Below are 21,455 nucleotides of genomic sequence, written 5' to 3'. Positions count from 1 at the left end.
GGCGTTGGAGGCGTCGCATAGTGGCCTAGTGCGCCCGCCTGCTAAGCGGGTTGGGGGCTAACACCCCCTCGCGGGTTCAAATCCCGCCGCCTCCGCCAGGGCCGAGGGCCCCGGTCGCAGCACGCGACCGGGGCCTTCGCTCGTCCCGGGGCCCGGCCCGGCGGGGCCCCCACCGCCCCGCCGCACCGACGACCACCGCGGGATCCGTTGCGGGGCAGTCGATTGGTGAGCACGACGGAAGCCCGCTACAGTAGGTCCAGTCAGCGCGCCACGGCGCGCTGGATGCGCCCGTAGCTCAACGGATAGAGCATCTGACTACGGATCAGAAGGTTAGGGGTTCGAATCCCTTCGGGCGCACAGGCAGGACGAGAGGCCCCCGGGACGCCCCGGGGGCCTCTCGTCGTTCCCGGGCGTGTCGTCCCCACCCCGGCGCACCCACCCCGGCGCACCCACCCCGGCCCACCACCCCGGCCCACGCACCCCGCCCCCCGGGCCCTCGCCGGACCCGACGGTCTCCTCCGGGCCCGCGCCCGCCGACCACCCGGCGACCGGGCTGCCCCGCGATGACCGGACCACCCGGAAATGCGATCGGCGCGAGCGGGGACACCGGATCCCGTTCCCGTCCCGGTGGTGCCGGAGAATCGGCGCGGCATTCCCCGCCGCCGTCCCCGCAACGCTCTCCGGCACCCGGTGACCGGCACTTCCCCACCTCGGTGGTCCCCGCGCAGAACACCCCGCGAGAGGCCGTGGAACCCGCACGGGGAACCCCGCCGCCGAACAACCCCCGGGGACCGCCGAGCACCGGAGGACCGTTGCCGACCGGCGCTGTTGCGGCCCGGCAGTTCCCTCTCGGACCGGTCGGCACAACTGCCGCCGAAGGTGTTCACCGGACCGTTGACGGTGCTTGTCGGGAGAACCGGGAACTACGGCGGTAATCACTCGTTCGATGCGCGAACCCCCGCAGAACTGTGGTTTCATTGCATACGCCTGATTCCAGCCACTTCCCCCGGGAGACCAGCATGGCAAGTCACGACGTCGCACTGAAGGTGGCCACCGAACTGCCCGTCGGTGCCGTCGACCTCGAGATCCCCGTCAAGCGGAACGGTCGCAAGATCGGCACCTTCACGGTGAACGCGAACGGTGTCTCGTGGAACCCGGCGACCGCGAAGGCCGCCACCACCGTGGCGTGGGAGGACCTCCCCGCCGCGCTGGCCGGCACCCCCGCCTCCACCCCGGCCGCCGCCGCACCGGCGAAGAAGGCCGCCCCGGCCAAGAAGGCCGCCGCGAAGAAGGCGACCGCCAAGAAGGCCGCCCCCGCCCCGGTCGAGGAAACCCCCGCCCCCGAGGTCGAGACCCCGGCCCCCGCCGCCACCCCGGCGAAGAAGGCGACGAGCAAGTCCGCCGCCAAGTCGACGACCGCGAAGTCGGCCGCCGCCCCGGCGGCCACCTCGGCCACCACGAAGAAGGCCGCCGCCAAGAAGTCGGCCCCGGCGTCCTCCTCGGCCGCCGTGGACGCCCGCGCCGTGCGCGAGTGGGCCGCCTCGAACGGGATCGCCGTCGCGCCGCGCGGCCCGATCTCCTCCAGCATCATCGACCAGTACAAGGCCGCTCAGTGAGCTGAGTTCCTCCTGGACGCGAGAGGGGGCGGGTTCCGCGGGGATACCGCCCCCTCACGCACCTGCACGCCCGGTGCGCCCGGACGACCTCAGCGGAGCCGCAGCGCCCTGCGGAGCACCCGTCGCACCAGGCCCCCGCGCCGCCGGCCGTCCGCCGCGCCCACCTCCCCGAACAACTGCTCGCAGATGCGCACGTACACCTGGTCGGGCATCGGCAACCGGTCGACGTCGCTCAGCGCCTGGTCCTGGCCGGCCGATTCCATGACGAGTTCGCCGTACCCGAGGAAGCGCCCGGGCAGGGACCGCCTGTAACTCATGTCGGTCACCTTCGACAGCGGCATCATCGCCACCTGCCGCTTCACCACGCCGTACGTCAGCAGCAACCGCTTGTCCGTGGCGATGAACCAGTCCCCCCGCCACTGCAGCCACTTCCAGACGGCCCGGCCGAGCAGGACCAGCCAGGCGAGGAACGTGACGTTCGGCAGGTAGGGCACGTCACCGGCGCGGACGACCAGCCACCACCAGCCCGCGAGCCCGGCGACGCAGCTCAGCACCGGTTCGGCGAGCACGACGAGGTGGCGCCGCAGGCAGACCAGGCGCTTCTCGGTGCTGAGCACGTACCGCCGCACCCGCCGCGGCGGTCGTTCCCACAACGGGTCCCCCGCGCGGCCGACGCCCCCGTCCCCGTCCTCGTCCCCGTCCTCGTCGGGGGGCTCCCCCACCGGCAGGGGGTCGAGGTCCAGTTCCGGCAGCCGGTGCGTCCCGTCCCCGTCCCCGTCCTCGTCCGCGCCCACGACGCGCCACGCGCCGTCCCGCCGGGACCTGCGCAACCGGGTGCCGGAGAACATGACGAGTTCCCGGCCCTGCTCCTCCAGGTCCGGCTCGTCGCGGCGCCGCCCGTGCTTCAGCTGAGCAGCCCGTCGAAGAAGTCGCCGATGCTGGTGACGGCCGTCCCCAGCCATTCCCCGACGTTGCGGACGAAGTTCGCCGCCTGGTCGGGTGCGCGGTACACCGCGTACAGGGCGAAGACGACCAGGACCCACCACAGAACTCGGCGCCACTTCATGGGCCGGCTCCCTTCCGGCGTTCTGCGAGAACGCCCTGCTGCTCACCGATCGAGGACACGACTGCGCTGATCGGGGGACATCCTGCCGGAAAGGGCGCGGCAGCACGAAGCCCCGCGCCGCGGAACGCGCGGCACGGGGCTCGGGGGGCACCGGAACGGCCCGGGGGCTCGCCCGGACCCGTCAGACGACGCCGTACAGGCGGTCCCCCGCGTCCCCCAGGCCGGGCACGATGTACCCGTTCTCGTCGAGCCGGTCGTCGACGGCGGCCGTGACGACCGTCACCTGCGCGTGCTCGTCGAACGCCGTCCGCACGACCTCCAACCCCTCCGGGGCGGCGAGCAGGCACAGCGCCGTCACGTCCTGCGCACCGCGCTCCAGGAGGTAGGTGATGGAGGCGACCAGGGTTCCCCCGGTGGCCAGCATCGGGTCCAGGACGAAGCAGTGCCGGCCGGTGAGGTCGTCCGGGAGCCGGTTGGCGTACGTGGTGGCCTGCAGCGTCTCCTCGTCCCGGATCATTCCGAGGAAGCCGACCTCGGCGGTCGGCAGCAACCGCACCATCCCGTCCAGCATCCCCAGGCCCGCCCGCAGGATGGGCACCACGATGGGTTTCGGGGACCGGATGCGCACTCCCGTCGTGGGCCCCACCGGCGTGGTGATCGGGTGCGGTTCCACCGCGACGTCCCGGGTGGCCTCGTAGGCCAGGAGCGTCACCAGTTCGTCGGCGAGGCGGCGGAACGTCGGGGAATCGGTGCCCCGGTCGCGCAGGGCGGTCAGTTTGTGGGCGACGAGGGGGTGGTCGATGACGGACAGGCGCATGAGGCCACAAAGTACGCGGCCCGGGCCCCGCGCGACGAGCCGCGGGCGGGCCGGCGGCGCGGGTACCCGCCGAGCGGTGGCCCGCGCCCACCTGCTCCTGCCACGATGGGGACGTGGCGTACTTCACCGCAGTGCTCGCCCCCGAGGGTTCCGGCGACGACCGCGACTGGCGGTCGGTCGACATCGACCTCGAAGCGGGTTCCCCCGACGAGCTCGGCGACGCCCTGCGCGGCGCCGTCGACGACGACCGTCCCGTGCTGGCCGTCCTGGAGCGCGAGGACGAGTGGTTCGCCCTCGTGCGCACCGAGGGCGCCCTCGAGGTGCGGGTGTTCGTCTCCGACGCGGTCGCGGCGACCGAGAGCGCCTACGCGCCGCTGTTCGCCGAGCTCCCCGCCGCGACGGGTCAGCCGGTGCCGACCCCCGAGGACAGCGACGCCGCCGACGCCGCCGACGACGACGCGGACGGCCAGGACGACACCGGGGACGCGGCCGGGGACACCGGCTCGCGCGGGGGGTCCGGGGTGGCCGAGGACGTGTGGGCCGGTGACCCGGACCTCCTGACCGACCTCGGGTGCTCCGCGGACGTCCTGGTGCGGTTGGCCACCTCCAGCACCGACCCGGCCGAGGCCACCGTCCGGGTCGGGGAGCTCCTCGGCTGCGCCGACCTGCTGGAGTCGCTGCGCTGAGCGGGCCGGCCGTGCCCCCGGCCTGGGCGTCGTGGGTCGGGACCGCCCTGGAGGAGGCCCGCCGGTGCCTGAGCACCGGGGACGTCCCGGTGGGCGCCCTCGTCGTGGACGAGGCCACCGGGCAGGTGCTCGGCCGGGGGCGCAACGAGCGCGAGGCGGCCGCCGACCCCACCGCGCACGCCGAGGTGCTGGCGCTGCGCGCGGCCGCCCGGGCCCGGGGGGAGTGGCGGCTGTCCGGCTGCACCCTCGTCGTCACGCTGGAGCCGTGCGTCATGTGCGCGGGGGCGACGATCCTGTCGCGGGTCGACCGGCTCGTCTTCGGCGCCTGGGACCCCCGGTTCGGCGCGGCGGGGTCGTTGCGCGACGTCGTGCGCGACCCGCGGCTGAACCACGTCGTCGAGGTGGCCGGCGGGGTCCGCGAGCAGGAGTGCCGGGCGCTGCTGGACGACTTCTTCGCGCGACGGCGGGCGTGACCGACGACCCGTCACGGCGTGTAGGGTGGTCCCGCGACGCGATCGCCGGTGCCCGCACCAGCGGTCCGCGGAGCGGACAGGGTGATGTGTCCGAGCGGCCTAAGGAGCACGCCTCGAAAGCGTGTGAGGGGGCAACTCCTCCGTGGGTTCAAATCCCACCGTCACCGCGTCGCGCGAAGGGCCCCGGAACCTCGGTTCCGGGGCCCTTCGTCGTCTCCGCGGGCGCTCAGCAGGTCGGCGACCCCGGCGGCAGCGGCACCACGAGGGCGTCCTCGCCCAGCACCTGCTGGTAACCGTCCCCCAGGCTGACGGTGACGGCCGTGGCCGCGGGGTCGGCCACGAGCTGGACGTCGGCGAACCGGGCCGCGACGGTGACGGCCTGCTGGACGGACCCCTCCGGGTAGGTGACGACCGCCGTGCCCGGGCCCACCGGGGTGGGGGCGTTGCCGACGCTCGCCACGACGAAACCGCGGGCGCGCAGCTCCCCCGCGACCGACGCCGCCAGGCCCCGGCGGTCCGTGCCGTTCAGGACGTCGACCGTGACCTCACCGGGTGCCAGGAGCGCCGGCGGGGCGGCGGGCGTGCAGCTCGGCGTCGGCGCCGCGGACGGCGTGGCCGCGCGGCCGGGCTGCCAGCGGTCGCTCCACACCAGGTAGGCGCCACCGCCGACGGCGAGCACCAGCACGACGACGACGACGAAGACGATCCGCTGGCGCAGCAGCCTCGCCCGCCGCCGCCCCGTCAGCCGCTCGTACGACTCGACGTCCAGGTCGTCGTCCACCTCGGGCAGGACCCGCTCGTCCCGTCCCCGCTCGTCCCGTTCCGGTGCCACCGCTCCCCCTCGTCCCCGACGTCCCTCGCGTGCCGCGCGCCGGTCCCGGCCCGGCGCGGTCTCAGTCCGGCAGCGTCAGGACCCTGGCGTGCAGCACCTGACGCTGGTGCAGCGCGGCCCGCACGGCGCGGTGCAGACCGTCCTCGAGGTACAGGCGGCCGCGCCAGGACACGACGTGCGCGAACAGGTCGCCGAAGAAGGTGGAGTCCTCCGCGAGCAGCGCGTCGAGGTCCAGCGTCCGCTTCGTCGTCGTGAGCTCGTCCAACCTGACCTGCCGGGGCGGCACGTCGGACCACTGCGTGACCGTCTCGTACCCGTGGTCGGGGTACGGGCGTCCTTCGCCGACGGCCTGGAAGATCACGGTGCAGGAGTCTAGGGGCCGGGCGGGAGGGCGCTGCGGCACCGCGCCGAAGACCGCTGCGGGACCGGTGGGGAAACAGCGAGGCCCGCCCCGGAACGTGTCCGGGACGGGCCTCGTGCGGCGGAGGATGCGGGATTTGAACCCGCGAGGGCGTTAACCCAACACGCTTTCCAAGCGTGCGCCATAGGCCACTAGGCGAATCCTCCAGTGCCTCCAGCGTAGCGCGCCGTGACGGGTGCTCGTGACGGCCCTCGCACCGACGGGGTGCCCGGGGAGGCGGTTGGACCCGGGGCCGGGGGCTGTCGTACGGTGGTCGCAGACCCCTCGTGCGGCGTCACCCCGTCAAACCCCCCCAGGGCCGGAAGGCAGCAAGGGTAGATGGGCTCTGGCGGGTGTGCGGGGGGTCCCTTCGTTCCCCTCCGGCCCCGTCCACAGCCCGTCGCCGCGGCCCGCGGGCGTGTCGCCGGGGCGGGTTAGCCTCGGACCCGTGACGACAGCGCTCTACCGCCGGTACCGGCCCGAGACCTTCTCCGAGGTCATCGGCCAGGAGCACGTCACGACCCCGCTGGTGCACGCGCTGTCCAAGGGCCGCGTGACGCACGCCTACCTCTTCTCCGGTCCCCGCGGGTGCGGCAAGACGACGAGCGCCCGCATCCTGGCCCGCTGCCTGAACTGCGCGCAGGGCCCCACCCCGACGCCGTGCGGGACGTGCGACTCCTGCCGCGACCTGGCCAACGGCGGCCCGGGCAGCATCGACGTCGTCGAGATCGACGCGGCCTCGCACAACGGTGTCGACGACGCCCGCGACCTGCGCGAGCGGGTCTCCTTCGCCCCGGCGCGCGACCGGTTCAAGGTGTACATCCTCGACGAGGCCCACATGGTCACGCCGGCCGGTTTCAACGCGCTGCTGAAGACGGTCGAGGAACCGCCGCCGCACGTGAAGTTCGTCTTCGCGACGACGGAGCCGGACAAGGTCCTGACGACGATCCGCTCGCGCACGCACCACTACCCGTTCCGGCTCGTGCCCCCGGCCCAGCTCACGACGTACCTCGGGGAGCTGGCCGAGCGGGAGGGCGTCCAGATCGGCAAGGGCGTGCTCCCCCTCGTCGTGCGCGCCGGCGGGGGGTCCGTCCGCGACACCCTCTCCGTCCTCGACCAGCTCATCGCCGGGGCCGGCGACGACGGCGTCACCTACGACATCGCGGTCGCGCTCCTGGGGTACACCCACGCGTCCCTGCTCGACGACGTCGTCGAGGCGGTCGCCGCCGGCGACGCCGCGACCGTCTTCCGGGCCGTCGAACGCGTCGTCGACACGGGCCAGGAACCGCGCCGGTTCGCCGACGACCTGCTGCAGCGCCTGCGCGACCTCGTCATCGTGGCCGCCGTGGGCGACGCGGCCGGGGACGCCCTGGCGGTGCCCGAGGACGCGCTGGAGCGGCTGCGGGCGCAGGCCGCCCACCTGGGCCGGGCCGAGCTGTCGCGCGCGGCCGACGTCGTGGCCGCCGGGCTGGAGCAGATGACGGGCGCGACGTCGCCGCGGCTGCAGCTGGAACTGCTGTGCGCGCGCCTGCTGCTGCCCGGGGCGGACGCCGACGGCGGGCTCGGGACGCGCCTGGACCGGCTCGAACGCCGCCTCTCCGCCGCGGGCGGGGCGCCGGCACCCGCGCTCGTCCCCGCCGCGGCACCGGCCACCCGCCCTGAACCGACCCCCGCCCCCACGCCCACGCCGACCGACCCGGTGCCCGCGCCGGACCCGGCGCCCACCGGTGGCGGCTGGCCGGCTGCCCGCACCCCGGGCTCCCCCGCGCCCGAGGCGAGCCCCGCGCCCACGGCCACCGCACCCACCGCCACCGCGCCCGCCGACGGGCCGTCCGGCGCACCCGCCCCGACGCCGGTCCCGGTCGACGCACCGCCGCCGTCGGCGCCCGCGCCCGGGGGTGACGCCGAGACGGTCCGCCGCCTGTGGACCGAGGTGCTCGGCGCCCTCTTCACCGTCAAGCGGCTCACCTGGTCCCTCGTGGCCGAGAACGCGACCGTCGCGGACCTCCGCGGCGGGGTGCTGAGCCTGCAGTTCCGCTCCCCGCAGCTCGCGGCCCGTTTCGCGCGCGGCAACGACGCGGGTTTCGTCGCCGAGGCGCTGTTCCAGGTGACGGGCATCGAGGCCAAGGTCCAGGCCGTCGGCGGCGAGGCGTCCAGCGGCGGTGGTGGCGGCCGGGGGGGCGGGCAGCGGCCGTCCCGCGGGGGCTGGTCGAGCCCCGCCCGCCCCTCCGCCCCCGCGGCGGCGCAGCCCGCGCGCGGCCCCGCCCCCGCACCGGGTCAGCAGGTCTCCCCGCCCCCGCGGGCCCCGCAGCAGCAGGCCCCGCAGCAGCAGGCAGCCCGGCCTGCCGCTCAGGCGCCCGCCCCCGCCGGCAACGACTACTACGCCGACGCTCCCCCGCCGGAGGAGCCCATCGACGACCCCGGCGAGGAGCAGCTGTCCCGGCCGCGCCGGTCCGAGCCCGCCGCGGCGGCGGTCGCGGCGCCGGCGAACCCGGTGGCACCCGAGGACGACACCCCCAGCCGGGACGACGAGGACGCCGAGGACGCCGGGCTCGTGGGCATCGCGGTCGTGGAGCAGATCCTCGGCGGCCGGGTGCTCAGCGACGACGCGTGAGGGCCCGGCGGCCCCCGGTGCCGTCCGGTCCGGCCGTGTCCGGACGGCCCCGTAGGCTCGCCGTGTGTACGAAGGAGTCGTCCAGGACCTGATCGACGAGCTCGGTCGGCTCCCCGGCGTGGGACCCAAGAGCGCCCAGCGCATCGCGTTCCACCTGCTCGCGGCCGACGCGGAGGACGTCAAGCGCCTCGCCGAGGTGCTCACCGAGGTCAAGAGCCGCGTCCGGTTCTGCGCGGTGTGCGGCAACGTGGCGCAGGAGGAGCTGTGCCGGGTGTGCCGGGACCCGCGGCGCGACCCGGGCGTCATCTGCGTCGTCGAGGAGGCCAAGGACGTCGTGGCCATCGAGAAGACGCGCGAGTTCCGCGGCCGGTACCACGTCCTCGGCGGCGCGATCAGCCCGATGGAGGGCATCGGCCCGGACGACCTGCGGATGCGCGAGCTGCTGTCCCGCTTGTCCGACGGCGAGGTGACCGAGACGATCATCGCGACGGACCCGAACCTCGAGGGCGAGGCGACCGCGACGTACCTGGCGCGGCTGCTGAAGCCGATGGGGATCCGGGTGACCCGCCTGGCCTCCGGCCTCCCGGTCGGCGGCGACCTGGAGTACGCGGACGAGGTGACGCTCGGACGGGCGTTCGCCGGACGGAGGTCCCTCGATGGCTGACCCGACCCCTGCCCTCTCCGCGGACCTCACCGCGCTCGCGGACGCCACGGCCGCCGACGCCCGCGCGTTCCTGTCCAGCGTCACGGAGGTCGCCACGGGCCGGCTGGACTCCGCCGCCCTGTCGGTCCTGCTCCTCGCGGTCAGCCAGATGCTCCTCACCGGGGCCCGGCTGGGCGCGGTGGACGACGTGGTGCCCGCGCGGCGCTTCGAGCCCGACGCCGGCCCGGACCCCGACGTCGACCCGGTGCGGACGAGCCTGGCCAACGTCCTGGAGGGCCTGGACGACTACGCCGACGTCGTCGACCCCCTGACCGACGCCGAGCTCGTGCGCGGGGCGCTGTCCGACGACCTCGCCTCCGTCGCGGCCGACCTCGAGCACGGGCTGCGCCACCACGAGCGCGGGGACCTCACCGAGGCGCTGTGGTGGTGGCAGTTCTCCTACCTGTCCTCCTGGGGGCCGCGGGCGACGGCGGCGCTGCGGGTGCTGCAGTCGCTGCTGGCCCACCTGCGCCTCGACGTCGACGCCGAGACGGTCGCCGAGGCGGAGTTCGACGCCCTGCACCCCTGACCCGCCCGCAACCCCCGAGCCCTGCTGCGCGGTGTCCCGCGACGTCGGCGACCGGCGGTGCGTCAGGACCCCGGCGCCAGTGCCGGGGCCGATCCGTTGCGCGCCGCTCACGACAGCGCACGCACCGCGGGACACCCGTGAGATCCACGGCAGGAACAGCGGGGAACTACCCGGGGTCTGCGGCCCCTGCCGGTGTTGCGACGAGGGCGGCCACAGCGCTGACCTCCAGCAGCGCGCCGGGCACGCTGAGCCCGGCCACCCGGGCGACCTGCACCAACGGCGCGGCACCCTCCAGGCCGGCGGCCGCGGCCGGGTAGGCGGCTGCGAGGTCGGCGGTGTCCAGGATCAGGATGGTGACCGACACCAGGTCGTGCACGCCCGCGCCGGCGGCGGCCAGGGCGGTGCGCAGGTTCTCCATGACGCGTCGAGTCTGGGCCGCGACGTCGTCACCGCCGACGATCACGCCCTGGGCGTCGACGGCGTTCTGGCCGCCGACGTGGATCGTGGTCGCCCCAGGCGGCACGACGGCGACGTGGGTGAAGGCCGGGGAGTGCACGAGCCCCTCGGGACGCAGACGGGTGATCTCGCTCATGACCGCAGCATGGCAGCGAGCACCGACGGGCGAGGAGAATCGACGGATGGGTAGCCGGCGTGGTGATGACTCGGCGCAGGTCCCGCGCAACCGCGCCAACCAGGTCTCTGGATGGTTGATCTGGGCGATGCTCACCGGTGTCTGGTGCCTGAACGACCCCGTGGGGTTGGTCTCCTCGGAGCCGACGTGGACTGCTCGGGCGAGGCGGTGGTGGTCTTGGCGGATGGCCGCCGCACCCGGCTGGTCACCGTTGTCCGGGGCGGGATCTTCGTGGTCGGATCGTTGTTCGGGCGGTGCGTGTGACCGGTGGCCGGCCGCCTCGCGAGATGACCGCCCGGACGACAGGAAGACCGTGCGGTCGACATCGGCCGGGGTCGCCCGAGCCGGAGGCGAACCGTCATCCTCGTGCGGCACGATGCCCCCATGCCGACGTTGACCCTGAACACGATCGAAGCTGCAGTGCGCTCGTCGTGGGGGCCCGACACCACGTTCGCGTCAGCTGACTACATGGCCCGTGGCAACGGACAGCCCTCACGAGGGCAGTGCGGAACGACCGCTCTGGTCCTGCAAGGACTGCTGGGCGGTGACCTGATGGTCGCCGACGTCGAGCACGACGGCCGCGTGGCCGGGGTGCACTACTGGAACGTGACCGCTGGGGGCATCGAGCTCGACCTCACCCGAGACCAGTTCAGCCCTGGTGAGTCACTGACCAACGTGCGCCGGGTCACGACCAGGCGAAACTCCGGGGGATCTGGGGAACAGCCGTTCCTGCGGCTCCAGGAGAGAGTCACGGCGGCTCTGCGGTCCCAGTCATCCTCCTCATCCTGAGCACGCGGACGGTGGGATGACCGGGCCTCTGGTCGGGGCCTCAACCGCTGGGAGGGGTACGTCGTCGCATCGCCTCGGTACGACGACTGGTGGGGCCCGCAGCGAGGAGTCCGATCAGTGTGATCACGGCGGCTCCAGCACTTCTGGTGAGCGTGTCGCACGTCGAGCTGCTTGCCAGGACGTTGAGCAGGTACATCACGCCGGAGGCGCCGACGACGGCTGCTGCGCCGATGAGCACCTCGATCCTGGCGGGGGTGGCGCCTTCCTGCGGGTCGTCCACGCTGGGAGTCTGCTGGGCAGCAAGCAGGGACGCGAGTCATCGACCGTGACCAGGCAGCCCGTTGCCATCGACCACGCGGCCATCGCCGTGACCGCGGCGCCGACAGTCGCCAGCGGCAGCGCGCACTGCTGGAAGACCGTGACGTCTCCCGTGTCCTCCGCTGGTCGCCTGAACAGGCCTTCGAGAGCTTGCCGCTGCTTCACTGGTGGTGTGGCTGCTGTGCGCTCTGGCTGTCTGGCCCTCATGGCCGCTGTGGGTCTCCTGGCAGGTGCGAGCTGTGTGACGATGCTTCGGCACCGACTGCGTCGTCAGCGCCGACCAGCACGAGCCCGGCAGCGACGACCCCGGAGCAGAGTGCCACCGTTGAGATCCCCGCTCCTGAGGGAGCTCCGACGGCGTTCCGGGAACGTTCGGCCCTCCCGCGGTGCGCCCCGGTCACCGTCGGCCAGGGGCAGGTCGATCCGGCGGCTCTGCAGGACTGCCTGCTCAGCTCGGACGGGCGGCGCGAGGGGGCTGAGGTCCTCGTGACGTCTCACACCGTGGAGGGGGACCCGATCGAGACGTACTACCGAGCGCTACCCGGTGAAGGCTTGGAGGTCTTCACCGACGCCACCGCGGACTCCTTCGGGTCCCGGGGATGGACCCACGTGCGCTGTGTCGACGTCGTTGCTGCGGTCGAGGACCTGGACAGCTGCCAAGAGGCATGACCGGGGTTCACCGCGTCGGCACGACCGCGAGGTCGCAGCCGGCCGTGGCCGTGCCCGCATCGCGGGATGACCGTGACGTCGACTGTGTCGGAGGCATCGGCCAGACTCCCCGGCACGATCTTCGACGAGCTCGTGGGAGGTGTTCGCCGGTGAGCGACCTGCGGGAGGTCGCCGCGCTGCCGTGGGCAGAAGACCTGCTGGTCACAGCCGAGTTCGAGCAGGTCGTGCACGTGTGGTCGCGCGAACGGGCTGCGCGCTGCGCCACGTTCGAGACGGTCTACGACTTCGGTGGCCGTCGGGTGGCGTTGGTCCCTGGGAAGCGGCCGGTGGTGGTCGCCGGGGCGTACACGCGTCACGGCGTGTGCGGCTACGACCTGAGCGGTGAACGGTTGTGGCAGGACCGCAGCCGCACCAACGTGCAGGTCCTGACCGCCCTGGCGGGAGGCCGTGTCGCCGTCAGCTGCAACCGGGGCCCCACCCGGGTCCTGGACGCCGCCACCGGGGAGGAGGTGGGTTCGCTGCGGGGCGTGCTGCAGGTGATCGCGCTGACTCCGGACCTCTCGCTGGCGGTCGGCAGCGGCTGGTTCCGACTGCTGGACGGTTCGCTGGATCCGCTGGGGCCCCGGATCCCGACAGGTTTGAACCCGGTCTGGCTCGCGGCCGGCGACGGGGAGCACTTGGCGGTCAGCGAGATCGGTGGCCCACTGCGCCTCCTCGACCTCGAGGGCCGGGAGCGCGCGAGGGTGGCTGGGGCTGGCCACTTCGGACACGTCGTCCACGACCCGGTGACCGCGACGTGGGTTCTGGTGCAGGTGTGGGATGACGGCCAGACGTCGCTGCTGCGCCTCACCCACGATGCGGAGGTCCTGGAGCATCGACCTTGCAGTCCCTTCCGCGACGTCGTGACGATGGACAGTGGCAAGGTGCTCGTCCTGCTCACGGACGAGGGGCCGCAGGTCGTGGACTGCTCGAACTGGAGCACTCGGGCGCTGGAGGCGGTGTGAGCTGAGGTGTCGAGTGCTGCATCGACACTGGGAGGTTCGGGAACAGTGCCCGGTTCGCTCGTCGACGAGATGGTGAGAAGAGCGACGTGCCGGCTCGCGGGGTGACCGCGACGTCGTACGACGCGGCACGACCACCCGCCACCAGCGTTGCGGCGGCGAGCTGGTCAGTGGGTGCTGCGCGTGGGGATTTACGAGGCTTCGCGGGCGTCGAGATCGATCACGGCGCGCCCCGCCGGCTCTCCTGCGGACTGGACCACCCAGCTGACACCACCAGGGCCACCCTCACCTCGACGACGGTGCGTGTACGGGGTCACGGTGAAGGTGACGCGTCGTGCCTCCGGCGACAACGGGTAGGGACCCTCGGACCCCCGAGAGGCAGGCCGGCCCGGCGGGGTGTCCATGGAGCCGCCCCCCACGCCTTGGGCCGTGTCGATGTCCCAGGACAGCGGTGGTTCGACCTCGTACCGCACGCTCGCGAGGTCGCTCTGGTACCAGGTCTCGGCATCGGGATCGTCAGGTCCCACGGGCGGCACGACCTCCCACGCCAGCGACACCATCTGCGTCGAGTCACCGGCGGCATCCGGGAGTCGGTTGCCGTCGGCGTCGGGCCAGGTCCCGTCGTCGAGCAGTCCCCGCAGCCACAGATGGCGGCCGGGCACCACTTCCCCGCAGTCCAGGTCGAAGGGCACGAGCAGGTTCGGCACGGCTCCATCGTCGAGGTGTTGGTCCACCAGCGTTCTCCTTCGTCGGGCAGCCCTCGCCACGATCGCCGTCGGGTCGACTCCATGACTCCGGGAGAACCCTGCCATCCCCTGATCTCTGCGCGGAGCCCCCCGCTCTTCACCACGACCGCCACGTCGTCGACGGCGCTCACCCGCCCACCCCCGCGGGGTGAGCGCCGGGTCGGACCGGCGGCGGGACCGGCCGAGGGCGGGCACCGCGCCGTTCGCGGCGAGCGCGAGGTCGTGGAGCGGGCCGGGGAGGGTCACCGCCACGGAGGCCGGGAACGTCACCGGTGTCGTGTCGCGGGAGCATCACCGCTGCCTGGCGACACGGCACCTGTGAGTCCGCTGGACACTCTGCACAGCGGGTCGGGACGTGGTTGAGCACGGCCCGGAGCACCGTGAGCGGTTCCGTAGACTCCCTGCTCGTGGCTCTCGTGGTGCAGAAGTTCGGCGGTTCCTCGGTCGCTGACGCCGACGGCGTCAAGCGCGTCGCGAAGCGCATCGCCGCGACGAAGCGGGCCGGTCACGAGGTCGTCGTCGTGGTCTCGGCGATGGGGGACACCACGGACGAGCTCATCGACCTCGCCGAGCAGGTCAGCCCCATGCCCCCGGCCCGTGAGCTGGACATGCTGCTGACGTCGGGCGAGCGGATCTCGATGGCCGTCCTCGCCATGGCGATCTCGAACCTGGGCCTGGAGGCGCGCTCGTTCACCGGTTCGCAGGCCGGGGTCATCACCGACTCCTCCCACGGCCGGGCCCGCATCATCGACGTCACGCCGGGGCGCATCCGCTCCGCGCTCGACGAGGGCGCCATCGCGATCGTGGCGGGTTTCCAGGGCGTCAGCCAGGACACCAAGGACATCACCACGCTCGGCCGCGGCGGGTCGGACACGACGGCCGTCGCGCTGGCCGCAGCCCTCAAGGCCGACGTCTGCGAGATCTACACCGACGTCGACGGCGTGTTCACCGCCGACCCGCGCATCGTCCCGACGGCCCGCAAGATCAGCCGCATCGCCAGCGAGGAGATGCTGGAGATGGCGGCGTGCGGGGCCAAGATCCTCATGCTGCGCTGCGTGGAGTACGCCAGGAACTACGACCTGCCGATCCACGTCCGCAGCTCGTTCAGCCCGCACGAGGGGACGTGGGTCACCGACTCCCCGATCCCCGCCGCCTTCAAGACCGACCAGACCGGGGAGGAACCCGTGGAGCAGCCGATCATCTCCGGTGTCGCGCACGACCGCAGCGAGGCCAAGATCACCGTCGTGGGTGTACCGGACAACCCCGGCACCGCGGCCGCGATCTTCACGGCCGTCGCCGAGGCCGAGATCAACATCGACATGATCGTGCAGAACGTCTCGGTGGGGGCCTCGGGCCGCACCGACGTCTCGTTCACGCTGCCCAAGTCCGAGGGCGCGACCGCCACGGCCGCCCTGGACAAGGTCAAGCCGGCCATCGGGTTCGAGCGCCTGGAGTACGACGACCAGATCGGCAAGGTCTCCCTCATCGGCGTCGGGATGCGCTCGCACCCGGGGGTCTCGGCGACGTTCTTCGACGCGCTGGGCACGAAGGGGATCAACCTGGAGATGATCTCCACCTCGGAGATCCGCATCTCCGTCGTGACGCGCGCCGACCAGCTCGACGACGCCGTCCGCGCTGTGCACACCGCCTTCGGCCTGGACGCCGAAGGTGAAGCCGTGGTCTACGGAGGAACCGGACGATGAGCGAGAACGCGAACCAGACCGCGACCCGCAAACCCACCCTCGCGGTCGTCGGCGCCACCGGCGCCGTCGGCACCGTGATGCTCGGCATCCTGTCGCAGCGCCCCGACGTGTGGGGCGAGATCCGTCTCGTCGCCTCCGCCCGCTCGGCCGGCAAGGTCCTGCAGGTCCGCGGCGAGGACGTCGTCGTGCGCGAGCTGACGCCCGAGGTCTTCGACGGCGTCGACGTCGCGATGTTCGACGTGCCCGACGAGGTCTCCGCGGTGTGGGCGCCGATCGCCGCCGAGCGCGGCGCGGTGGCCGTCGACAACTCCGGCGCGTTCCGCATGGACGACGAGGTCCCCCTCGTCGTGCCCGAGGTCAACGGCGCCGCGGCGCGCCACCGCCCCAAGGGCATCATCGCGAACCCGAACTGCACGACGCTGACGATGATGGACGCCCTCGGCGCCCTGCACGAGCAGTGGCAGCTCACCGAGCTCGTCGTCGCCAGCTACCAGGCGGCCTCCGGCGCGGGGCAGCCCGGCGTGGACCGGCTGCACGACGAGATCGAGGTCGTCGCGGGGCAGCGCACGCTCGGCTCGACCGCGGGCGACACCGCGAAGGTCGTCTCCGAGAAGCTCGGCGACGACTCCCCGTTCCAGACCCACCTCGCCCTCAACGTCATCCCCGTCGCGGGCTCGCCCAAGGACGACGGCTGGACGAGCGAGGAGCTCAAGGTCCGCAACGAGTCCCGCAAGATCCTGGGCATCCCGGACCTGAAGGTGTCCGCGACCTGCGTGCGCGTGCCGGTGCAGACGACGCACTCCCTCGCCGTCCACGCGACCTTCGCGCGGCCGGTCACGGTGGCCGAGGCGACCGCGGCGCTGGAAGCCGCGCCCAGCGTCGAGGTGCAGGACGACCTCGCGAACGGCGTGTTCCCGACGCCGGCGCGCACCGTCGGCGGGGACCCGACCGTCGTGGGCCGCCTCCGGCAGGCGCTGGACTTCCCGAACACGCTCGACCTGTTCGTCTGCGGCGACAACCTCCGCAAGGGTGCCGCGCTGAACACCGCGCAGATCGCCGAGCTGGTGGCGGCCGAGCTCACCGCCTGATCCACGACCCGCCACGAGGGCCCCGTCCGCACCCGCGGACGGGGCCCTCGTCGTCGACGGGTCAGAACCTCCGGATCCCCAGGGCCGCGTTGTGGGCCGTGCACCGGGCGTACCCCGTGGCGGCGGAGACGGCGAACGCCGCGAGCCACACCGGCACGGTGAGGAAGAGCGAGAACCCCGCCGTGAGGGCCGCGAGGAACGCGGCGATGGGCGCGCACACGCCTTGGGCGACGATGAACGTCACGCCCAGCCCGACCTGCCCGGCGTAGCAGTTCCCCACCCCCAGCCACAGGAACGAGAACAGCACCGCCAGCCCCGGGGCCTTGGCCGGGACGAGCACCACCGGCCGGGGTGCCTGCCCGTACGGCTGCAGCGGCCCGGCCGGTGGCGGCTGCGGCTGCCCCGCCCACCGCTCCTGCTCCGGGTCCCTGTCCTGCCACGCCCGGCCGTCCTGCGGACCCCGCTGGTACCCGCTCACGTCGCGCCCCCGTTCGTCGGAGTCCCATCGTGGCAGCCGCCGACCACCGTGTCCGCCGCTCCGGGGTGATCACCGGCGCGACGGCGACCGCGTCGTGCCCCAGACTGCGGGGGTGGCCGCGACCGTCTCCCGCCTGCGCCTGCCGGTGCGGCGCCCCACGCCCCCGGTCCTGGCCATCCTGCGCCGGATCGCGCTCGCGCTGGGGCTGGTGGCGCTGTGCTGGGCCGTCGTCTACGTCGAGCGCGACGGGTACAGCGACAACCTCGACGGGCAGCTGTCCGCCCTCGACGTCCTCTACTACACGACCGTCACCCTGACCACGACGGGCTACGGCGACATCGTGCCCGTCACCGACGAGGCCCGGCTGGTCAACGCCGTGTTCATCACGCCGGTGCGGATCGTCTTCGTCGTCCTGCTCGTCGGCACGACCCTGTCGGCGCTCACCGAGCGCTCCCGCACCGAGATCCGCCTCGCGCGGTGGAGGGCCCGCATGCGCGACCACGTCATCGTCCTGGGCTACGGCACGAAGGGCCGCAACGCGGTGCGCGAGCTGCGCTCCAGCGGGACCCCCGCCGACCGCGTGCTCGTGGTGGACCGCAGCCCGATCGCGACGGCCGACGCCGCCCGGGACGGCTACCTGTGCGTGACCGGGGACGTGACCCGCCCGGAGACGTTCGCCACCGCCCTGGCCGACCGCGCCCGCACCGTCCTCGTCGCGGTGGACAAGGACGACACCGCGATCCTCGCCACGCTCGCGCTGCGGCGCCTCAACGAGCGCGCCACCGTCGTGGTGACGGCCCGGGAGGCCGAGCACGTGGGGCTCATGCGCCAGTCCGGCGCCGACTCCGTCGTGGTGACGTCGGAGACGAGCGGTCGCCTGCTCGGGTTGGCCGCGGGCAGCCCGGCGGCGGTGTCCGTGGTGGAGGACCTGGCGTCCTTCGGGACGGGCCTGGACCTCGTCGAGGAGCCCGTGCGGCCGCAGGACGTGGGGCGGCGCCCGGGCGACCTGGACGTCCCCGTCCTCGCGGTGCTGCGCGAGGGCCGGACCCTGCTCTACCACCAGGTGCAGGTGCTGCAGGCCGGTGACCGGCTGCTGCAGGTCACCGGCCAGGGGGACGTCAGCCCGCGCTGACCGTCCCGCGCGCCCGGCCCACGGCCCGCATGAGGTGGTGCAGGCCGATGGCGGCGACGGTGCCGAGGGCGATGCCCTCGAACGTCAGGCCGCCGGAGGTGGTCAGCGTGTAGTTCGCGATGCCGACGACGAGCGCGACGGCCGCGGTCGTGAGGTTGACCGGGTCGGAGAAGTCGACCTTGTTCTGCACCCAGATCCGCGCCCCGAGGACGCCGATCATCCCGTAGAGCAGGGTCGCGGCGCCGCCGAGGACACCGGGCGGGACGGAGCCGATGAGCGCCCCGAACTTCGGCGAGAACGACAGGACGAGCGCACCGGCCGCCGCGACCCAGTAGGCCGCCGTGGAGTAGACCTTCGAGGCCGCCATGACGCCGATGTTCTCCGCGTACGTGGTGGTCCCGGACCCGCCGCCCAGCCCGGCCAGGCTCGTGGCGAGCCCGTCGGCGAGCAGCGCCCGCCCGGCGAGGGGGTCCAGGTCCCGGCCGGTCATGGCCGCGACGGACTTCACGTGCCCGACGTTCTCGGCGACGAGGACGAAGACGACGGGCAGGAACAGCGCGAGGTCACCGGCGTCGAACCGCGGCGCCCGGAACTCCGGCAGCCCGATCCAGGCGGCCTGCTCGACGGCGGTGAAGTCCACCAGCCCGCGGGCGGCCGCGACGACGTACCCGACGGCGACCCCGAGCAGGATCGCGAGCCGGCCCAGCAACCCGCGGAACAGGACGCTGGTCAGGGCGATCGCCAGCAGCGTCACGATCCCGCCGACGGGGTCGGCGCGGAACCCGGAGTCCTCCGTCGTCCCCCACGCCGCCGGCGCGAGGTTCAGGCCGATGAGCGCCACGATCGTGCCGGTGACGACGGGCGGCATGACGACGTCAATCCACCGCGAGCCCACGACGTGGACGACGAGGCCGACGACGGCCAGGAGCAGACCCGTGACGAGGATCCCCCCGCCCGCCGTCCCGGCCGAGCCGGCCAGGATCGGGGCGATGAAGGCGAACGAGGACCCGAGGTAGCTGGGCAGCCGGTTGCGGGTCAGCAGCAGGAACAGCGCGGTGCCGACGGCGGAGAAGAACAGCGTCGTGGCGACGGGGAACCCGGTGATGGCCGGGACGAGGACCGTCGAGCCGAACATCGCGACGACGTGCTGCAGCCCGATGCCCACGGTCCGCCCCCACGCGAGCCGCTCGTCGGGGGCGACGACCTCACCCGGGGAGACCGACCGCCCGTCACCGTGCAGTCGCCAACCTGTCCTCGCCACGTGCGTCCTCCCTCGTGGTCCGGCCGGGCGCCGGGCCGAGCGAAGGCTAACCGTCCCCGGCACGCTGCCCGGACCGTCCCGGGGATCGGCACAGCGGGCCCACAGCTACGCTCGCCGGACGAGGCCGACCGACGAAGAGGTGCACCGTGCTGCCCACATCCCCCGGACTGGTGGCCGGGTTCTCCGCCGCCACGACGACCGCCGGGGCCACCCGCTCCACGACCTTCCTGCTGCTGACCGCGGTGGTGGCGATCGCGGTGCTGCTGGTCCTCATCATCAAGGTCAAGCTGCACGCGTTCTACGCGCTCGTCATCGTCAGCCTGCTGACGGCGGTCGTCGCCGGGATCCCCGCCGCTGACCTCGTGAGCACCTTGACGAGCGGTTTCGGGAACACCCTGTCCACGGTGGCCCTCCTCGTGGGTTTCGGCGCCGTCCTGGGCCGCATCGTCGAGGTCTCCGGGGGTGCGCGGGTCCTGGCGGACACGCTCGTCGCCCGGTTCGGGGAGTCCAGGGCGCCGCTGGCGCTGTCGGTCGCGTCCCTGTTCTACGGCTTCCCGATCTTCCTGGACGCCGCCTTCGTCGTCATGCTGCCCGTCGTCTACACCGTCGCCCGCCGGCTGGGCGGTTCGCTGATGCTCTACGCGCTGCCCGCGGCGGGCGCGTTCCTCGTCATGCACGCCCTCGTCCCGCCGCACCCCGGGCCGGTCGCGGCCGCCAGCCTGCTGGGCGCCGACGTCGGGCTGGTGCTGGTCGTCGGGATGCTGGTGGCGCTGCCCACCTGGTACGTCATGGGTTACCGGCTGGCGCTCGCGCTGGCCAAGCGGGCCGACTTCCTGCCCGTCCCGGACCTGCTGGGCCGGCCCAGCGAGAGCAGCGATCAGCCCCGTCCCCGCTTCGGCGTCATCCTGCTCGTCCTGCTGCTGCCGCTGGTGCTGATCTTCGGGGGCACGGGCTCGAGCACGGCGGTGACGAACTACGGCGTCGACGAGGACAACCCGCTCGTCGTCGTCCTGCAGATCATCGGGGCGACCCCCGTGGCGCTGCTCATCACCAGCGTGCTGGCGATGCTGCTGCTGGTGGTCCGCCCGAACCGCGGCAAGGTCGGCGGTCGCCTGGAGGAGGTCGTCGACTCGGCCCTGGCGCCGGTCTGCTCGATCATCCTCATCACCGGTGCGGGCGGGATGTTCGGTCGCGTCCTCACCGAGACCGGCATCGGGGGCGCGCTGGCCGGGGAGCTCGACGCGGCCGGTCTGCCGCTCATCGTCGCCGGGTTCCTCATCGCGGTGGCCCTGCGCATCGCGCAGGGGTCGGCCACGGTGGCCGGGACCACCGCCGCGGGGCTGCTGGCCCCCGCGGTCGCGGCGGACCCCTCGCTTTCCGCGCTGCAACTGGCGTGCCTGACGGTGGCCATGACCGCCGGGGCGATCAGCTTCTCCCACGTCAACGACTCGGGGTTCTGGCTGGTCGGCCGGTTCCTGGGCCTGGACACCGCCACGACGCTCAAGACGTGGAGCGTCGTGTCGACCGGCATCGGTCTCATGGCGTTCGGCCTGGTCTGGGTCCTGTGGACCGTGATCTCCTGACGACCCGCCGACGCCGTGGGCGGGACGGAGGGGTCAGTCGCCCGAGCTGTCCCTGAACTCGTCGCGCAGCCGGCGCGGGTCGGCGTCGCGCAGGGACCCCCCGGAGCTCTTGAGCCGGCGCACGGCGATCGTGACGACGATCGCGAGCACGATGAGGATCAGCAACCACTTCACGCCCCGACCCTACGAGCGAGCGGCAGCAGGCGCTCGCTCCAGCCGCCGGGTCGTGGGGCGACCGGGTCGGCGGTACCGGTCGCGGGCCTCACCGACGAGGTGGCGCAGGACGGTGAGCCGGCGGCGAGGTGGGTGCAGGACCGCAC

The 21,455-nt window shown here is 73.5% G+C and carries 23 protein-coding genes, 4 tRNA genes and 1 other RNA gene; 16 read left to right on the top strand and 12 right to left on the bottom strand.

Annotated elements, in window-relative coordinates; translation table 11 throughout:
* Positions 1-6 precede the first annotated feature (6 nt).
* From AB2L28_RS09240 to AB2L28_RS09230, 3 genes are all read left to right on the top strand, one after another.
* Positions 7-98 (top strand) — tRNA-Ser (locus AB2L28_RS09240).
* Positions 99-284: 186 nt separating this feature from the next.
* Positions 285-357 (top strand) — tRNA-Arg (locus AB2L28_RS09235).
* Positions 358-1,019: 662 nt separating this feature from the next.
* Positions 1,020-1,616 (top strand): Lsr2 family DNA-binding protein, encoded by a 597-nt coding sequence (locus AB2L28_RS09230; protein WP_370718467.1) that lies wholly within the window; start codon positions 1,020-1,022, stop codon positions 1,614-1,616.
* An 89-nt stretch (positions 1,617-1,705) separates the two neighbouring features.
* On the opposite strand, the gene AB2L28_RS09225 is transcribed toward AB2L28_RS09230, so the two are convergent.
* From AB2L28_RS09225 to upp, 3 genes are all read right to left on the bottom strand, one after another.
* Complete coding sequence (locus AB2L28_RS09225; RefSeq protein ID WP_370718466.1) at positions 1,706-2,464, bottom strand: PH domain-containing protein; 759 nt, start codon at positions 2,462-2,464, stop codon at positions 1,706-1,708.
* Positions 2,465-2,520: 56 nt separating this feature from the next.
* A complete protein-coding gene (locus AB2L28_RS09220) occupies positions 2,521-2,682 on the bottom strand; it encodes a hypothetical protein (RefSeq protein ID WP_370718465.1) in 162 nt (53 codons plus the stop codon).
* Between the two features lie 181 nt (positions 2,683-2,863).
* Positions 2,864-3,499 carry a uracil phosphoribosyltransferase gene (upp, locus tag AB2L28_RS09215; protein ID WP_370718464.1) on the bottom strand — a complete coding sequence of 212 codons (636 nt, stop codon included), beginning with the start codon at positions 3,497-3,499 and terminating at the stop codon, positions 2,864-2,866.
* 113 nt (positions 3,500-3,612) lie between these two features.
* Here upp and AB2L28_RS09210 point away from each other — a divergent pair, with 113 nt between their 5' ends.
* The 3 genes from AB2L28_RS09210 to AB2L28_RS09200 all read left to right on the top strand — a co-directional run bounded on the left by AB2L28_RS09210 (position 3,613) and on the right by AB2L28_RS09200 (position 4,825).
* Positions 3,613-4,185 carry a tRNA adenosine deaminase-associated protein gene (locus tag AB2L28_RS09210; RefSeq protein WP_370718463.1) on the top strand — a complete coding sequence of 191 codons (573 nt, stop codon included), beginning with the start codon at positions 3,613-3,615 and terminating at the stop codon, positions 4,183-4,185.
* An 11-nt stretch (positions 4,186-4,196) separates the two neighbouring features.
* Positions 4,197-4,658, top strand: a complete 462-nt coding sequence (tadA, locus tag AB2L28_RS09205) for a tRNA adenosine(34) deaminase TadA (protein WP_370718462.1) — start codon at positions 4,197-4,199, stop codon at positions 4,656-4,658.
* Between the two features lie 80 nt (positions 4,659-4,738).
* A tRNA-Ser gene (locus tag AB2L28_RS09200) sits at positions 4,739-4,825 on the top strand.
* 59 nt (positions 4,826-4,884) lie between these two features.
* Here AB2L28_RS09200 and AB2L28_RS09195 read toward each other — a convergent pair.
* From AB2L28_RS09195 to AB2L28_RS09185, 3 genes are all read right to left on the bottom strand, one after another.
* Positions 4,885-5,490, bottom strand: coding sequence for a LytR C-terminal domain-containing protein (locus AB2L28_RS09195; protein ID WP_370718461.1), 606 nt, complete (start codon positions 5,488-5,490; stop codon positions 4,885-4,887).
* A 61-nt stretch (positions 5,491-5,551) separates the two neighbouring features.
* Positions 5,552-5,851, bottom strand: a complete 300-nt coding sequence (locus AB2L28_RS09190) for a type II toxin-antitoxin system VapB family antitoxin (RefSeq protein WP_370441724.1) — start codon at positions 5,849-5,851, stop codon at positions 5,552-5,554.
* 121 nt (positions 5,852-5,972) lie between these two features.
* Positions 5,973-6,057 (bottom strand) — tRNA-Ser (locus AB2L28_RS09185).
* Between the two features lie 109 nt (positions 6,058-6,166).
* On the opposite strand from AB2L28_RS09185, the gene ffs reads away from it, so the two are divergent.
* The 4 genes from ffs to AB2L28_RS09165 all read left to right on the top strand — a co-directional run bounded on the left by ffs (position 6,167) and on the right by AB2L28_RS09165 (position 9,736).
* An RNA gene (ffs, locus tag AB2L28_RS09180) (signal recognition particle sRNA small type) lies at positions 6,167-6,263 on the top strand.
* 75 nt (positions 6,264-6,338) lie between these two features.
* Positions 6,339-8,504 (top strand): DNA polymerase III subunit gamma and tau, encoded by a 2,166-nt coding sequence (locus tag AB2L28_RS09175; RefSeq protein ID WP_370718460.1) that lies wholly within the window; start codon positions 6,339-6,341, stop codon positions 8,502-8,504.
* 64 nt (positions 8,505-8,568) lie between these two features.
* Positions 8,569-9,168 carry a recombination mediator RecR gene (gene recR, locus AB2L28_RS09170; protein WP_370718459.1) on the top strand — a complete coding sequence of 200 codons (600 nt, stop codon included), beginning with the start codon at positions 8,569-8,571 and terminating at the stop codon, positions 9,166-9,168.
* Positions 9,161-9,736, top strand: coding sequence for a DUF5063 domain-containing protein (locus tag AB2L28_RS09165; RefSeq protein WP_370718458.1), 576 nt, complete (start codon positions 9,161-9,163; stop codon positions 9,734-9,736). Before recR ends, AB2L28_RS09165 begins: the two co-directional genes overlap by 8 nt.
* 166 nt (positions 9,737-9,902) lie before the next feature.
* On the opposite strand, the gene AB2L28_RS09160 is transcribed toward AB2L28_RS09165, so the two are convergent.
* Entirely contained in the window at positions 9,903-10,328 is a 426-nt protein-coding gene (locus tag AB2L28_RS09160) for a RidA family protein (protein ID WP_370718457.1), read from the bottom strand.
* 423 nt (positions 10,329-10,751) lie between these two features.
* On the opposite strand from AB2L28_RS09160, the gene AB2L28_RS09155 reads away from it, so the two are divergent.
* Positions 10,752-11,156: a YunG family protein gene (locus AB2L28_RS09155; protein WP_370718456.1), complete on the top strand. Its 405-nt coding sequence runs from the start codon at positions 10,752-10,754 to the stop codon at positions 11,154-11,156.
* A 40-nt stretch (positions 11,157-11,196) separates the two neighbouring features.
* On the opposite strand, the gene AB2L28_RS09150 is transcribed toward AB2L28_RS09155, so the two are convergent.
* Positions 11,197-11,436 (bottom strand): hypothetical protein, encoded by a 240-nt coding sequence (locus AB2L28_RS09150; protein WP_370718455.1) that lies wholly within the window; start codon positions 11,434-11,436, stop codon positions 11,197-11,199.
* Positions 11,437-12,187: 751 nt separating this feature from the next.
* Between AB2L28_RS09150 and AB2L28_RS09145 the strand changes: the two genes are divergently transcribed.
* Positions 12,188-13,147: a WD40 repeat domain-containing protein gene (locus tag AB2L28_RS09145; RefSeq protein ID WP_370718454.1), complete on the top strand. Its 960-nt coding sequence runs from the start codon at positions 12,188-12,190 to the stop codon at positions 13,145-13,147.
* A gap of 188 nt (positions 13,148-13,335) precedes the next feature.
* On the opposite strand, the gene AB2L28_RS09140 is transcribed toward AB2L28_RS09145, so the two are convergent.
* Complete coding sequence (locus AB2L28_RS09140; protein WP_370718453.1) at positions 13,336-13,851, bottom strand: hypothetical protein; 516 nt, start codon at positions 13,849-13,851, stop codon at positions 13,336-13,338.
* 446 nt (positions 13,852-14,297) lie between these two features.
* Here AB2L28_RS09140 and AB2L28_RS09135 point away from each other — a divergent pair, with 446 nt between their 5' ends.
* Positions 14,298-15,593 (top strand): aspartate kinase, encoded by a 1,296-nt coding sequence (locus AB2L28_RS09135; protein WP_370718833.1) that lies wholly within the window; start codon positions 14,298-14,300, stop codon positions 15,591-15,593.
* Positions 15,590-16,681 (top strand): aspartate-semialdehyde dehydrogenase, encoded by a 1,092-nt coding sequence (locus AB2L28_RS09130; RefSeq protein WP_370718452.1) that lies wholly within the window; start codon positions 15,590-15,592, stop codon positions 16,679-16,681. The genes AB2L28_RS09135 and AB2L28_RS09130 overlap by 4 nt, the downstream gene beginning before the upstream one ends.
* A gap of 61 nt (positions 16,682-16,742) precedes the next feature.
* Here AB2L28_RS09130 and AB2L28_RS09125 read toward each other — a convergent pair whose 3' ends face one another.
* Positions 16,743-17,159 (bottom strand): hypothetical protein, encoded by a 417-nt coding sequence (locus tag AB2L28_RS09125; protein ID WP_370718451.1) that lies wholly within the window; start codon positions 17,157-17,159, stop codon positions 16,743-16,745.
* Between the two features lie 112 nt (positions 17,160-17,271).
* Between AB2L28_RS09125 and AB2L28_RS09120 the strand changes: the two genes are divergently transcribed.
* Positions 17,272-18,291 (top strand): potassium channel family protein, encoded by a 1,020-nt coding sequence (locus AB2L28_RS09120; protein ID WP_370718450.1) that lies wholly within the window; start codon positions 17,272-17,274, stop codon positions 18,289-18,291.
* Here the strand turns inward: AB2L28_RS09120 and AB2L28_RS09115 are convergent.
* A complete protein-coding gene (locus AB2L28_RS09115) occupies positions 18,278-19,552 on the bottom strand; it encodes a uracil-xanthine permease family protein (protein ID WP_370718449.1) in 1,275 nt (424 codons plus the stop codon). The two genes, AB2L28_RS09120 and AB2L28_RS09115, sit on opposite strands and share 14 nt — an antisense overlap.
* A 146-nt stretch (positions 19,553-19,698) precedes the next feature.
* Between AB2L28_RS09115 and AB2L28_RS09110 the strand changes: the two genes are divergently transcribed.
* The gene (locus AB2L28_RS09110) at positions 19,699-21,135 is read left to right on the top strand and encodes a GntP family permease (RefSeq protein ID WP_370718448.1); all 1,437 of its coding nucleotides are present in this window, start codon (positions 19,699-19,701) and stop codon (positions 21,133-21,135) included.
* Positions 21,136-21,168: 33 nt separating this feature from the next.
* On the opposite strand, the gene AB2L28_RS09105 is transcribed toward AB2L28_RS09110, so the two are convergent.
* Positions 21,169-21,309: a hypothetical protein gene (locus tag AB2L28_RS09105; RefSeq protein WP_370718447.1), complete on the bottom strand. Its 141-nt coding sequence runs from the start codon at positions 21,307-21,309 to the stop codon at positions 21,169-21,171.
* Between the last annotated feature and the right edge of the window lie 146 nt (positions 21,310-21,455).

The sequence above is a fragment of the Kineococcus mangrovi genome, from assembly GCF_041320705.1.
Taxonomy (GTDB): Bacteria; Actinomycetota; Actinomycetes; order Actinomycetales; family Kineococcaceae; genus Kineococcus; species Kineococcus mangrovi.
This window is presented reverse-complemented; position numbering and strand designations above follow the sequence as displayed.

Coding starts and splice junctions, on each gene's coding strand:
- AB2L28_RS09230 (WP_370718467.1), top strand. CDS start 1,020: ATGGCAAGTCACGACGTCGCACTGAAGGTGGCCACCGAACTGCCCGTC.
- AB2L28_RS09225 (WP_370718466.1), bottom strand. CDS start 2,464: ATGTTCTCCGGCACCCGGTTGCGCAGGTCCCGGCGGGACGGCGCGTGG.
- AB2L28_RS09220 (WP_370718465.1), bottom strand. CDS start 2,682: ATGAAGTGGCGCCGAGTTCTGTGGTGGGTCCTGGTCGTCTTCGCCCTG.
- upp (WP_370718464.1), bottom strand. CDS start 3,499: ATGCGCCTGTCCGTCATCGACCACCCCCTCGTCGCCCACAAACTGACC.
- AB2L28_RS09165 (WP_370718458.1), top strand. CDS start 9,161: ATGGCTGACCCGACCCCTGCCCTCTCCGCGGACCTCACCGCGCTCGCG.
- AB2L28_RS09160 (WP_370718457.1), bottom strand. CDS start 10,328: ATGAGCGAGATCACCCGTCTGCGTCCCGAGGGGCTCGTGCACTCCCCG.
- AB2L28_RS09155 (WP_370718456.1), top strand. CDS start 10,752: ATGCCGACGTTGACCCTGAACACGATCGAAGCTGCAGTGCGCTCGTCG.
- AB2L28_RS09130 (WP_370718452.1), top strand. CDS start 15,590: ATGAGCGAGAACGCGAACCAGACCGCGACCCGCAAACCCACCCTCGCG.